The organism is Terrihalobacillus insolitus, from assembly GCF_028416575.1.
Classification (GTDB): domain Bacteria; phylum Bacillota; class Bacilli; order Bacillales; family Amphibacillaceae; genus Terrihalobacillus; species Terrihalobacillus insolitus.
Map to the genome: position 1 here is coordinate 69,537 of NZ_JAMQKB010000006.1, position 13,599 is coordinate 83,135.

11 protein-coding genes and 1 riboswitch are annotated in these 13,599 nt (G+C 40.3%); all 11 genes read right to left on the minus strand.

All coding sequences use genetic code 11. From position 1 onward, the window contains the following. Window positions 1–30 precede the first annotated feature (30 nt). Window positions 31–528 (minus strand): preQ(1) synthase, encoded by a 498-nt coding sequence (gene queF / locus NC797_RS08030; RefSeq protein ID WP_272436260.1) that lies wholly within the window; start codon window positions 526–528, stop codon window positions 31–33. Window positions 529–703: 175 nt separating this feature from the next. Continuing rightward, window positions 704–751: riboswitch (PreQ1 riboswitch) on the minus strand. 958 nt (window positions 752–1,709) lie between these two features. Then, window positions 1,710–2,606, minus strand: coding sequence for a formyltetrahydrofolate deformylase (gene purU / locus NC797_RS08035; protein ID WP_272436261.1), 897 nt, complete (start codon window positions 2,604–2,606; stop codon window positions 1,710–1,712). A 14-nt stretch (window positions 2,607–2,620) separates the two neighbouring features. Further along, window positions 2,621–3,769, minus strand: a complete 1,149-nt coding sequence (locus NC797_RS08040) for an acetylornithine transaminase (protein WP_272436354.1) — start codon at window positions 3,767–3,769, stop codon at window positions 2,621–2,623. Window positions 3,770–3,797: 28 nt separating this feature from the next. Then, window positions 3,798–4,604, minus strand: coding sequence for an acetylglutamate kinase (gene argB, locus NC797_RS08045; protein ID WP_272436262.1), 807 nt, complete (start codon window positions 4,602–4,604; stop codon window positions 3,798–3,800). Window positions 4,605–4,618: 14 nt separating this feature from the next. Further along, a complete protein-coding gene (argJ, locus tag NC797_RS08050) occupies window positions 4,619–5,845 on the minus strand; it encodes a bifunctional ornithine acetyltransferase/N-acetylglutamate synthase (RefSeq protein WP_272436263.1) in 1,227 nt (408 codons plus the stop codon). Between the two features lie 85 nt (window positions 5,846–5,930). Further along, window positions 5,931–6,968, minus strand: a complete 1,038-nt coding sequence (gene argC, locus NC797_RS08055; RefSeq protein ID WP_272436264.1) for an N-acetyl-gamma-glutamyl-phosphate reductase — start codon at window positions 6,966–6,968, stop codon at window positions 5,931–5,933. Window positions 6,969–7,236: 268 nt separating this feature from the next. Continuing rightward, a complete protein-coding gene (locus tag NC797_RS08060) occupies window positions 7,237–8,163 on the minus strand; it encodes a fumarylacetoacetate hydrolase family protein (RefSeq protein WP_272436265.1) in 927 nt (308 codons plus the stop codon). Between the two features lie 186 nt (window positions 8,164–8,349). Next, entirely contained in the window at window positions 8,350–9,711 is a 1,362-nt protein-coding gene (locus tag NC797_RS08065; RefSeq protein ID WP_272436266.1) for a GntP family permease, read from the minus strand. A gap of 13 nt (window positions 9,712–9,724) precedes the next feature. Next, on the minus strand, window positions 9,725–10,849 hold the full coding sequence (locus NC797_RS08070; protein WP_272436267.1) for a glycerate kinase: 1,125 nt from the start codon (window positions 10,847–10,849) through the stop codon (window positions 9,725–9,727). Window positions 10,850–10,982: 133 nt separating this feature from the next. After that, window positions 10,983–12,071: a CdaR family transcriptional regulator gene (locus NC797_RS08075; protein ID WP_272436268.1), complete on the minus strand. Its 1,089-nt coding sequence runs from the start codon at window positions 12,069–12,071 to the stop codon at window positions 10,983–10,985. A 31-nt stretch (window positions 12,072–12,102) separates the two neighbouring features. Next, on the minus strand, window positions 12,103–13,449 hold the full coding sequence (locus NC797_RS08080; RefSeq protein WP_272436269.1) for an MATE family efflux transporter: 1,347 nt from the start codon (window positions 13,447–13,449) through the stop codon (window positions 12,103–12,105). Window positions 13,450–13,599: the final 150 nt, after the last annotated feature.

Consider the following 13,599-nt stretch of genomic DNA (forward strand, 5'->3'; position numbering starts at 1 on the left):
AATAGGGAGGTATCTCGTGCTTTCCCCTCTTTAACGGTTATCGACTTTTTCTGGGTACAAGTCATGATTGATCAAACGGTGGTCTGCTATTTTTTCATATTTCGTATTTGGTTTGCCATAGTTGCAAAAAGGATCAATCGAAATGCCTCCACGCGGTGTGAATTTCCCCCATACTTCTATATAGCGAGGTTCCATTAATTTGATTAAATCATTCATAATAATATTCATACTATCTTCATGAAAATCACCATGGTTCCGAAAACTAAACAAATATAGCTTTAGTGATTTACTTTCCACCATTTTTTGGTCAGGAATATAACTAATATATACGGCACCAAAGTCAGGCTGCCCTGTCTTAGGACAAAGTGTTGTGAACTCAGGACAGTTAAATTTTACAAAGTAATCTCGGTTTGGATGCTGATTGTCAAAGGTTTCTAGAACATCAGGCGAATAATCAAACGTATACGTTGTTGCCTGATTTCCGAGCAAGGACAGATCCTTTAATTCCTCATCTTTTCTTCCAGCCACTATTTTTCCTCCTTTCTTTAAACCATGTAAAACGTTTCAAACAATTTTACCAGTTATACTTCCCAGAAAAAGTTAAAAAAATCGACATTCGTCTCATCAAAGTTTTTTGCTATAGTGCGATCCGTTAAATATAAAAAAGACCACATCCTAAGAGACATGGTCTTGTGCGCATCATATGTCCTTAGTTTTTTATAGAGGGTTTACAGCTAAGAACCTCTCCCAAAAATATAATTGGAATTTATCTAATTTACTTGGTTCATTATAAAGACATGGTAGGCACAAGTCAACAACTATTTCTAGCTAGCTCGTATGAGTGCGCATTGAGCTGTTTTTTGATTTCGTTTGGGTTCTCATAACGATGATGAGGACGCGTCGGGCTGTTTTTCGACCTCGTTTGGGTTCTCATAACTCATATGAAGACGCGTTGCACTGTTTTTCGCCCTCGTTTGGGTTCTCATAACTCGTATGAAGACGCGTTGCGCTGGTTTTCGACCTCGTTTGCGTTCTCATAACGCTGATGAGGACACGTTGCGCTGGTTTTCGACCCTGTTTGGGTTCTCATAACTCGTATGACGACCCGTTGCGCTGGTTTTCGTCCTCGTTTGCGTTCTCATAACGTTGATGAGGACGCGTTGCGCTGGTTTTCGTCCTCGTTTGCGTTCTCATAACTCGTATGAGGACGCGTTGCACTGGTTTTCGACCTTGTTTTTGCGTTCTCATAACTCGTATGAAGACGCGTTGCACTGGTTTTCGTCCTCGTTTGCGTTCTCATAACGTTGATGAGGACGCGTTGCGCTGGTTTTCGTTCTTGTTTGGGTTCTCATAACGCTAATGAGGACGCGTTCCAACGGTTTTCAACCTCGTTTGGGCTCTCATAACGCCAATGAAGACGCATTCCAACGGTTTTCGATCTCGTTTGCGTTCTCATAACGCTGATGAGGACGCGTTGCGCTGGTTTTCGTCCTTGTTTGCGTTCTCATAACGCTAATGAGGACGCATTGCACTGTTTTTCAACCTCGTTTGCGTTCTCATAACGCGGATGACGACGCGTTGCACCGGTTTTCGACTTCGTTTGCGTTCTCATAACGCGGATGAAGACGCGTTCCAACGGTTTTCGTCCTTGTTTCGGCTCTCATAACGCGGATGACGACGCGTTGGCACCTGTAAGTAAACCCATTAGGTTAAAAGACGATTGTTTTATTTCTATGGACGATGACCCTGTCTTCTATGTGCCATTTTACCGCTCGCGCTAAAACATTTCTCTCGATTGCACGACCAATTTTCTTTAAATCATCCACCCGATCACGGTGATTGACTCGCTTGGTTGATTGTTCAATAATTGGTCCTTCATCTAAGTCATTGGTTACATAGTGCGAGGTTGCTCCGATGAGCTTGACCCCTCGTTCATAGGCTCGCTCATAAGGATTAGCCCCAACAAAGGCTGGGAGGAACGAATGATGTATATTGATAATCCGCTTCGGGTGTGCAGTAACAAATTGAGGCGTCAGAATCTGCATGTAGCGAGCCAATACAATAAAATCAACATCATATTCGGCTAACAGCTGTAACTGCCGCTTTTCTGCTTGCTCACGTATCTCTCTGTTTGCAGGGATATAGTAAAACGGAATGCCTAATGATTCAACAAAAGTCCGCGCATCCTCGTGATTGCTAATCACTAGGGATATCTCAGCCATCAGATCCCCACTTTGCCATTCCCATAACAATTCCTGTAAACAATGGGGCTCTTTAGAAACAAAAATAGCCATTTTTTTAATTGTCGCTACATTCGTAAACGCGTAATCCATTAAAAACTTTTCTGCAATTGGGATAAATTCATGTTGTAGTGCAGTTGTTTTTTCTTTCAAGTCTGTACACTCAAATTCGATTCTAAGAAAAAAATTCCCACCTTCAGGATCGGTTGTGTACTGATTCGATTCAATAATATTTGCTCCATTCTCGAACAAAAATTGAGATACAGCCGCAACAATGCCTGGCTGATCTGGACAGTTAATTAGAAGCCTAGCTCGATTTATATGTTGATTCTTAAACGTGTTGACCGCTGCCACACTATCTTTCATCTATCATACCCTCTTTAACTAGTTTGAAATACGCTCTTTAACGCAGTGATGAACTGATCTATTTCCTCCTTTGTTGTTGTCAATGGAGGAAGGATTCGAATAACGGATGGGCCTGCTAAAAGGACAAGGATATGCTGATCTCGGAGTTTCGCTACGATCGTTGCTGCTTCTTCTTTGACGACCATTCCCTGAAGTAACCCTTTTCCTCGAATTGTTTCTATTGTATCAAATTGCTCCTTCAATGCAAAAAGCTGCTCAATCAAATAGGCACTTGCTTGTTTTGCTTCTGTTAAAATGGAACTATTTGTTATATGCGTTAACGTTGCTAGTCCAGCAGTCGTTACAATCGGATTGCCTCCAAATGTGCTACCATGTGAACCAGGACCAAATGCTTTTGCTACTTGCTCATTCGCAATGACCGCCCCGATTGGAAATCCTGATCCAAGTCCTTTAGCAACCGTCATAATATCGGGTTCAAAGCCGTATCCTTCATACGCAAACAGGGTTCCAGTTCTACCCATTCCAGTTTGAATTTCGTCAATGATGATTAAGACATCATTCTCGCGGCACATTTTGACTAGCTGATTAACCCACTCTGGATCTGCCGGATTGACGCCTCCTTCACCTTGAACGAGCTCTAACATTACCGCACACGTTTCAGGTTGAATCAATTCGTCAAGTGATTCCATGTCGTTGTATGGGAGATGTCGAAATCCTGCTGGTAATGGTGAGAAACCTTCCTTTACCTTTTCCTGTCCGGTAGCTGTTAGTGTAGCAAGCGTCCTTCCATGAAACGAATGTTGAAAGGTGACAATCTCAAATTTGTCCGTTCCTTTTACAGTTTGCGCGTACTTTCTTGCCAATTTTAGTGCAGCTTCATTTGCCTCCGCTCCACTATTACAAAAAAATACTTGATCACCAAAAGAAGCCTCTGTTAATGCCGATGCCAGTTGTTCTTGACTTGGAATATGGTACAGATTCGAACAGTGCCAAAGCTGCTGCAGCTGTTTTTCTACCTCCACTTTCACTATATCTGGAACGTGGCCGAGATTACACGTTGCGATCCCAGAGGTATAGTCTAAAAATTTATTGCCAAGTTCATCCCAAACATAGCTTCCGCTTCCTTTTACTAAAGTAACTGGGAACCGATTGTAGGTCGGCATTATCGCTTGATTTATCGTTGTGTCTTCTTTATTCAATGTGAGCTACCTCACTTTCTAATGTGATTTTTGTTCCAACACTTTTGCCACTAGCATGCTGAATGATACTACCTTTTTCTTTACCGTTAATAATCGCCACTTCTGGTACTTGATCAGACAATGCTTTGAGAGCTGATTGTACTTTAGGGATCATTCCGCCATATATCACTTGTTCATTAATGAGTTGGTTGATTTTTTGTTCCGATAAATGACGAAACACCTTTTTTTCTCCATTTTCCATTGTATAAATTCCTGGTATGTCACTAATAAAACAGAGTTTAGCTCCAAGTGCTTGTGCAATTGCGGACGCCGCCATATCTGCATTGATATTATAACGTTGTCCAGATGTATCCAAAGCTAATGGCGATAAGACTGGAATATACCCTTGTTCAGCGATTCGGTCAATGATTGCACGTTTCACATGGGTCACTTCACCTACAAATCCTAGGTCCACTTCGCCCGTTATTTTTGTTGCAGTGAGTAATCCGCCATCGACTCCACTAATACCATACGCATTTCCATCGACGTGGTTTAATTTCCTTACAATTTTTTTGTTCACCGAACCACTTAAAGCCATTTCAACGACATCCAAAACTTCGTCGGTCGTCACCCTTAATCCCTGTACAAAAGACGTTTTGACACCATGCTTTTTTAAATATGAAGAAATAATTGGCCCACCACCATGTACGATAATAGGGACAATGTTGCCCGCTTTGTGTAGATCTACAATATTTTCATAAAAGGACAATGGTAGTGCATCGAGTACACTACCACCACATTTAATGATCATATAGTTCATTTGTGTGTCCTCCCTCACGTCCGGTATGAGGCATTAATTTTTACATAATCATATGAAAGATCACAGCCCCATCCTGTTGCAGTTGTGTTACCTTGCTTAAGATCCACGTAAATATTTATCGTTTCGTTACTTAAATAATCCTTTGCCTTCTCCTCATCAAAGGATAAAGGTAAGCCGTTATCCACCACTGTGATTGACCCAATTGCTACTTTTACGTTATTTGGATTGACCTGTTGACCACTATACCCAATAGCTGTCACAATTCTTCCCCAATTCGGATCTGCACCGTATATTGCTGCTTTTACTAGATTGGAAGAAATAATTGCTTTACTAATCGCCCGTGCAGCTACATCTGTTGCGGCTCCATTTACCTGGACTTCAATTAGCTTGGTTGCACCTTCCCCATCACGGGCAATTTTTTTTGCGAGTATTTGACAAACCTTTTTCAATCCGTTAACAAACACTGGCCAGTCGTGGCTTTCCTTTGTAAGGGTTTCATTATTTGCTTTCCCGTTTGCCATTACAAGTACCATGTCGTTTGTACTCGTATCTCCATCTACCGTAATCATGTTAAAAGATTGATTCGTAATATCTTTTAGTGCGTCGGCCAGATCCTGTTCTTTCACAGCGGCATCGGTAGTCACAAAGCTAAGCATTGTTGCCATGTTGGGATGTATCATGCCAGATCCCTTGGCTGCACCACCAATTGTTACTTTCTTTCCACCAACCTCAAATTCAACCGCAGCATTTTTCACACATGTATCTGTTGTTAAAATTGCCTGTTCGAATTTAGACGCATCTGTATTTTCATCTATATGGATTCTGGAAATGCCAGCTTTGATTTTGTCAATTGGTAGCGGAACTCCAATAAGACCTGTTGAAGCGATGGCTGCATCTAATTCTGAAATATTCATTTCCTCAGCAAATACCCTTCGCATTTCATAGGCATCTGTCAGACCTTGTTCTCCTGTACATGCATTGGCTACACCTGAGTTTACGAGAATTGCTTGAATTTTATTATTGTTCGATATGCTTTCCTGTGTAACTAATAGTGGTGCGGCTTGAAAAACGTTTGTAGTATACACCCCAGCTGTCGTCGCTGGCACTACTGAATATAGCCAACCTAGATCCAGCTTTGTTTTCCTGATTCCACAATGAAGACCACCTGCAAAAAATCCTTGAGGAGTTGTCACGTTCCCTCCTTGCACAAGCTGCATTTCTTTTTTTGATACGGTTTGCATTTGATCTTCATCCTTTCTTTTCGTTTTTTTAAGGTAATACCATGTTCCGTGCTCAGGTATACACCTTGGTACTGTCTAAACTTTTTTATGGATAAACAGGTAATTGCATAAGACCTGTTGTTTGATTCCAACCATTCATTATATTCATGTTTTGAATCGCCTGACCTGAAGCACCTTTCACCAAGTTGTCAATAACCGAAACAATCGTGACTCTTCCTGTCCGATCATCGACATGGACACCAATATCACAAAAATTACTCCCATACACTTCTTTTGTCGTCGGTAGGTTACCCTCTGACCTGACTCGAACAAATGGTTTATTTTGGTAAAATCCGCGGTACTGTTGAAGGACATCTGCAGTTGAGAGTGGTTCCTCTAAGGCTGCATAAATTGTGCACATAATCCCTCTTGTCATTGGAAGTAAATGGGTTGAAAAAGTAACCTTAGTAAGTTGGTTCGTTTCCGCATAAATCGTTTGTTCCATTTCAGGTGTATGCTGATGCTCACCTATCTTGTATGCGCGAACGTTATCATTTAACTCCGTATAATGAGTCGATAGGGATAATCCCCTGCCTGCACCTGAAGCCCCCGTTTTTCCGTCGATCACGATCGTATTGGGATCAATGATTCCTCGTTTCAGGATCGGCAATAGTGCCAATAATGTAGCGGTGGGATAACACCCTGGATTCGCAATAAGAGAAGCAGACTTTATTTGATTTTCATAAAATTCACTTAAACCATAAACTGCACTTTCAACAAACGCTTTCGGTGCTGGTAAACCTTTATACCACTGTTCATATTCATCTAGATTTTTCAAACGAAAATCTCCAGATAAATCAATGCACTTTACCCCATTTTCAATAAACTCAGGAGCGTATTTCATACTGATCCCTGAGGGTGTGGCAAAAAAAACGAGGTCAATCGATTCCTTTAATTTTGCTATATCCATGCTCTCCAACGTATAATTCAGTACACCCGTTACATGGGGGTATATGTCAGCTAATGCACTGTCACTTTGCGAATGTGATACAACCGCGCTTACTTCAACATGCGGATGCATCTGTAATAGACGAATTAATTCTATGGAACCGTACCCCGTTCCTCCAACTATAGCAACCTTCATTTGCTCACTCCTCAATGGATCATATTTCCTATTCCTTTTTTTTAGATTAGTAGTTCGTGGCCTATTATTTCACACCATTCATTATTGTTTTCAAAGTCTACAAGTAAAGTTTCGAGTTAATTAGTTAATTATTATACTTTATAATGTATTTTTATGCAATATTGATACAGGAATTTTTCGAAAATTATATTATGTTGGTATGCACTATTATCGTTTTATTCAAAAAAATAAAAAGGGCAACCTCGTAAAGAAGGATGCCCCTAGTTATCTACTTTACCTTATTCTCTAATTGTCCGATCTTTTCGATTTCGATTCTTACGCTGTCTCCTGCATTTAAAAATTGAGGTGGATCCATTGCAAATCCAACTCCATCTGGGGTTCCAGATAAAATAACATCACCTGGATTCAGTGTAATAAGACCTGAAATAAATTCGATTAAAAATGGCACATCAAAAATTAAGTGTTTTGTATTAGAAGATTGTCTTGGCTCTCCATTAACAAATGACTTAATATCTAAATTTGAAGGATCAGGTAATTCATCTGTGGTCACTACCCATGGTCCAATTGGCGAACTGTGATCCAACGATTTCCCTTGCAGCCATTGTGGTGTTCGTTTTTGTAAATCACGTGCAGAACTATCATTTCCAATCGTATACCCCACAACATAATCTAGTGCATCCTGTTGATGGACATGGGAGGCTGTTTTTCCAATGACAACTGCAAGTTCAGCTTCGTAATCTAGTTCATTTGTATGTACTGATTTGAGGATTGGATCTTCTGGGCCAATCATTGCATTTGGAAACTTTGCAAATAAAACTGGAAATGTAGGAATCTCACTTTTCATTTCCTTTACATGTTCACTATAATTTTTTCCAACACAGATTACCTTTGCTGTTGTTGGAATAGGCTGAGATAAAACTACTTCATTTCGATTGAAGCTCACATTTTCGATTGAATGATCTTTTACAAAATCATAAGCTATTTGACTGCGTTTAAAGGCCTGCTCCCCTAATGCATAATAGGAGTTAGGTGCAGATGGCAGTAAGGAATCAACAGTGTTAGCATGATCCTTTTCTCCGTTAGCTAACAAATATTGCCGAAACGCCTCATTCACATCCATTACTTTATCTCCATCTACTATGCCGATCCGAAATGCACCATAGCTTTTTTTACATCGATAGGATACCAGTTTCATTGTAGCACTCCTCTTCATTTATGTTGTTAAATAATAGTGTACAATGAAACCGTAATCATTTCCAATCTTTATATGTTAGCCACTGCTGTTTTGGTATAGGGCGAGTTCAAAAAGCCGACAAATCAATAAAAAAAGGTATGTAGCCAATGTTTGACTACATACGCAATAAAATCTTTTCTATAGAGGTTATACAAATATAATCCACAAAATGAATGTGACCGCGATTGCCACTATACCTTGCATCAATGTGCCTGCTGTTTGTGCCTTGTATGCTTGTGTCACGGACATTCCACTAAATTCTTTTACCACCCAGAAATAGCTATCATTTACATGGGAAACTACCATTGCACCTGCCCCTACTGCCATTACAACAAGTGCCAGTGGTATAGCTCCCTCAATACCAACCTGCGTGACAATTGGTGCCATTAGGGAAGAAGTTATGACGATAGCTGCTGTAGACGATCCTTGAGCCGTTTTTAATGCTGCCGCAATGAGAAACGGTACAAAGACAAACATGGCACCGGCAAAGACATCATTGCCTGCAAAACCTTCGATAAAGTCTGCTACTGCAGTCGCTTTTATAACAGAGCCGAACGCCCCACCAGCTCCAGTAATTAATAAAATTGGTGCAGCCTCTTTAATACCGATTCCGACCCAGTCTGTTAACGTTTCGTGATCAAACTTTGGTAGAAGCAGGAATGCAAATAGGACGCCAATTAATAACGCAACAACCGGTGCACCTACAAACAGTAGAATATCAAAAATTGCGCCAGTCCAACCAGCAAAGGTAATAACAGAACTCAAACTAATTAAAATAATTGGGACAAGAATAGGCGCGAAGGATTTCCAAGTTGACGGCATCTCGCCAAATTGTTTTAAAATAGTGTCATAATCGTATGCAGGATCTTCTCTATCTTCACCTTCGACCTTCATTTTCGTTCCTATTTTCATTGCCCAAATGTATCCTACAAAAATCACTGGAATAACGACAATAAGACCCATTAATATAACCGTTCCCAAATAGTCCTCTGCACCAATGTTTCCAGCAGCTGCAATTGGTCCAGGAGTAGGAGGAACAAGCGTATGTGTTGCAAACAATCCAGTTGATAGTGCAATTGCCATCGATGCAATCGTCACTTTTGCTCTTTTAGCAAGCGCTTTCTTCAAGGACGACAAAATGATATAGCCAGAGTCACAGAATACAGGAATACTAACAATGCCTCCAATTAGACTCATAGCGAGCTGAGGTCGCTTTTCTCCAACTAATCTTAGTACAACCTCTGCCATCCTTAATGCCGCACCCGACTTTTCCAAAATAACCCCAATTATAGTACCAAATATAATGACAAGCCCGATACCGCCCATTAACCCGCCGAATCCACTGTTAACTGCTTCTGTTACTTCACTTAACGGAAGACCAGCAACAATCCCAATGGCAAATGCGGCAAAAAGTAGCGATAAAAATGGGTGAAGTTTTAATTTTGCAGTAGCAAAAATAACAAACAAAACACCTAACAATATGACAAAAATAAGTCCTAAACCTTCCATTTCTCCACTCCCTTTATTTTAGTGATCGTGCAAAATGAATTACTTGCTTTGTCTGTTCAAACAGTAATTCTTCCGCTTTTTCCATACATTCTTCGATGGTAAGTGGTCGATTGATGATCGAAAAACAGCCAGCAAACTTTGTTCTAAGTGCATCTAAATCCCCACTAAGGCTTCCAGAAATTAAAATCGCAGGTACATGATATTTTTTAGCTAATTCAGCAACATATCCAGGTGCCTTCCCATAAAGGGTTTGTTCATCACTTTGTCCCTCACCAGTAATAACCAAATCCGCTTCCTTAATTGTTTCCTCTAAAAGAATCGATTCAGCCAGTAACTTTGCCCCTGATTCAAGGCTTGCACCAATACTTAACATGGCGAATCCAAGACCACCCGCAGCGCCTGCCCCTGCAACCTCTTGTAATTGCAAGCCCAATAATTGTTCTATTTTCCCTGCATATTTCCCCATTGCTTGATCATACACTTGTACCTGCTTTTTCGTTGCACCTTTTTGTGGCCCATATACGGAGGAAGCACCTCGTAAACCACACAAAGGATTATCTACATCACACGCGACCCGAATGTTAACAGTTGCTAACCTAGGGTCTACGTCCTCACAGCTTATATTTTCTATTAGCAATAGCTCCCGTCCGAATGGGCCTACCTCCTTCCCCTTTTTGTCCCAAGCTTTCATCCCTAATGCAAGAAGCATACCAAGCCCACCATCATTCGTGGCACTACCACCCAAACCAATGACAATCGATGTACAGTCTCTTTCCATCGCATCCAACATTGCTTCTCCTAAGCCAAACGATGTGGTCAAATCTGGGTTCCTTTTCGTTGAAGGTACTTGAGGCAATCCTGCAATACTAGCCAATTCGATAATCGCTACACCTTGCTCTGTGATGGCATAGTTTGTGTCGATCTTCTCACCTAATGGACCCGTGCAGGTTAAAGAGATTCGCTTACTGTTACTGGATGAAATGAATGCATCTAGCGTCCCTTCCCCACCGTCTGCCATTGGTTTAATCACTGTTTGGTAACCGCTATCAATTTCTTGAATAGCTCGTTCGATCGTTACAGCTGCTTTGGTGGATGTTAAACTCCCCTTAAACGAATCTGGAGATATTACAATGTTCATTAGGATAAGCTCCTTTTAACAAGTATAATTTTAGTTTATAGGGAAAATGAATGCGCTTCAATTAGTTGATAGACTAAATTTTTAGACTATCACGGATGGAGGTTTGTGCATTTGCACAATCATATTTGAGTTCTTAGTGCGTGTTCAAAACCTCTATTATTATTTTAAGCAAACATGCATCGCGAAAGTGACGTGGGTCTAAACCGACTTTCATTTTGACTTGGTCTAATCGATAAAAAAGTGTGTTTCGATGAATGTGTAGTTGATTAGCAGTATCTTTGACCTTAAAACTATTTTCAAAATAGGCATCAATGGTTTTGAGGTAGTCATTACCAAGGCTTGCTAAAATAGACTGGTAGTTGTTACAAACAGCTTCATATTCTTCTTTTGGTATAGATGAAAGGATTCGTTCTAATTCCCACTCTTCAATCGATGTTACTCTAATTTGTTCGTCAGCAAACTCTATTGCCTGTTTGGCATGCATGTATGATTCTCGTAAACCAATGACCCCGTGGTTAACACTGCCAATTCCAGCACGTAATTTATTGTTAAAACGTTTCACCAACGTTTCTGCTACTGACCAATACCTATTGAACTTAGCTGGCAATGCGATGATGATTTCATCTTCGCCAAACGACTGACAGAATAATGCTTTTACGTGCATTTGTTGCAATTCTATTCTTATTTCTTCTAAAAAATCATGTACAAACTCACTATGTAATACAATGAGCCTCCAATCGTCCATCACATTTATGCCCAGTGTGTAAACTGCTTCCTCTCTTAATTCTTGTTCATGGATTCCAAGCGGGTGCAACAATTGTTGTAACCAATTCCCCCATTGTCTTTCCTTATAAAAAGTTTGCCTTTCAATGTGTATGTGTTTCATGGCAATTTCCACCGAAGCACGCGTCATTTGCGCCACTTGCATTACGTCTTCAGGATCACCAGTGACCCCAACAACTCCTGTCATACTGCTACCATGAACAATCGGTAAGTTTACCCCAGGACGTGTACCTGGATATTGTGCAACGTCTTGTTTGGATAAAATTACCGCTTCGTTCTGTTCGATGACACGGATTGCTCCACCGTGGATCTCATTTATTCGCAACAAATCCGTGCTTGCCACAATTTTTCCATTTAAATCCATTATGTTGATTGGTACCTCAGCGTACTGTCCAAGCTGTTGAATGATCTCTTGACCAAGCTTTTTCGTTATTTTCATAAAGTTCCACCCTCTAAAAAGGTTCCATTCATTATGCTGATCGTTCCTTAAACAACTTTTTCTCTCGCCATTTTCCGTATCGAAAATATAAAAACGCGATAAGACTACTCAGTACAAAACTAGCTCCCATACCGATCGCGATTCCAACGTCGCCAAACAGTTTTGCAAAAATAAAAGTTAGTGGATAACGTAAAATCCAAAACGAAACAATGTTAAGTGCAAGTACTTGATACATAGCACCAGCTGCACGTACAACTCCATTTAAAATGAAATTAAACCCCAAAAACGGATAAAGCAGTCCGATCGTTTGTAAATATTTTGTTCCAAATTCAACTGCTTCAGATTCTTGAATAAAGAGGCGAATCATCTGTTCACTGAGAATAACAACAAGTGTTCCAATCACAAGCATAATGGTCAAATTATATACAATACCATATTTGGCAATTTGATTTACCCGTTTCCATTTTCCAACTCCAATGTTTTGCCCTGCCATACTATTCACTGCTGTTCCAAGTGCTTGGGCAGGAAGCATGATGACACTGTCAATTCGCTGTGCCGCACTAAAACCACCGACAACCCCTTCTCCAAACGACGTTACAACACTCATAATTGCGGCAACTCCCGCAGAAATAACAGACATCTGCAGCCCAGAAGGAATACCTAAATTCAAAATAAGGTACACTTCTTCCTTTTTAGGGAGATGTGGCTTAATCAATGGGACAAGTTTATAGCGAAGTACATAGTAGATCCCGTAAAAAAACGAAAAACCTTGTGATACGATCGTGGCATAAGCCGCACCACTTATACCAAAGTTTAACAAAGTAATAAAAATTGGATCTAAAATGGCATTTAACACTACTGCAATTACAACAAATCGGATAGGCGTTTTACTGTCACCCAAAGCACGGAGTACGGTTCCGATAAAATTATATCCAAACAAAAATAGAATCCCTAAAAAGTTAATCTTCAAATACGTATTCGCTAGTGCCATCATCGTATCAGGTGTACCTAGGATGGAAAGAATGGTTTCCGAAAAAAGATATCCGATAAGTCCAAGGATGGAAGATAATACTGTTAAAATGACAACAAATGCATTCAGATACCTCTTTAGACCTTCCTCATTATCTTTCCCTTTTTGTTGGGATAAAATGGTTAATGTTGCATTATTGATCCCTATAATGAATGACAACATTGTAAAAATCACGGTTCCTGCCACTGCCACGGCACCTAGTGCATTCGCACCTAATAAATTCCCTACCCATAAACTATCAATAAACTGGTAAGAAACCTGTAAAAGGTTCGTCAACAGAATGGGGCCAGAAAAGAACAACAATTGTTTTAGTATCGTTCCACTCGTAAAATCCTGCTGTTTCTTCATCTTTGAATCTCCTTATTTTCTACTCCCTTCCTATGTTACCACTTTAAAAATAACAAAACCTAAAAGAAGACCTTCGTTCAGCAAAAGTTCAGATATAATTGTAATAATTGAAACAACGGATTACCATGAGCAAAAGACCAGACACCCATT

What these genes read in the sequence shown, in the direction of transcription:
- NC797_RS08040 (WP_272436354.1), bottom strand. Translation starts at nt 3,769, where the DNA reads ATGCCGACCTACAATCGGTTCCCAGTTACTTTAGTAAAAGGAAGCGGA.
- NC797_RS08070 (WP_272436267.1), bottom strand. Translation starts at nt 10,849, where the DNA reads ATGAACATTGTAATATCTCCAGATTCGTTTAAGGGGAGTTTAACATCC.
- argB (WP_272436262.1), bottom strand. Translation starts at nt 4,604, where the DNA reads ATGAACTATATGATCATTAAATGTGGTGGTAGTGTACTCGATGCACTA.
- NC797_RS08065 (WP_272436266.1), bottom strand. Translation starts at nt 9,711, where the DNA reads ATGGAAGGTTTAGGACTTATTTTTGTCATATTGTTAGGTGTTTTGTTT.
- purU (WP_272436261.1), bottom strand. Translation starts at nt 2,606, where the DNA reads ATGAAAGATAGTGTGGCAGCGGTCAACACGTTTAAGAATCAACATATA.
- NC797_RS08075 (WP_272436268.1), bottom strand. Translation starts at nt 12,071, where the DNA reads ATGAAAATAACGAAAAAGCTTGGTCAAGAGATCATTCAACAGCTTGGA.
- argJ (WP_272436263.1), bottom strand. Translation starts at nt 5,845, where the DNA reads ATGCAAACCGTATCAAAAAAAGAAATGCAGCTTGTGCAAGGAGGGAAC.
- NC797_RS08080 (WP_272436269.1), bottom strand. Translation starts at nt 13,449, where the DNA reads ATGAAGAAACAGCAGGATTTTACGAGTGGAACGATACTAAAACAATTG.
- NC797_RS08060 (WP_272436265.1), bottom strand. Translation starts at nt 8,163, where the DNA reads ATGAAACTGGTATCCTATCGATGTAAAAAAAGCTATGGTGCATTTCGG.
- argC (WP_272436264.1), bottom strand. Translation starts at nt 6,968, where the DNA reads ATGAAGGTTGCTATAGTTGGAGGAACGGGGTACGGTTCCATAGAATTA.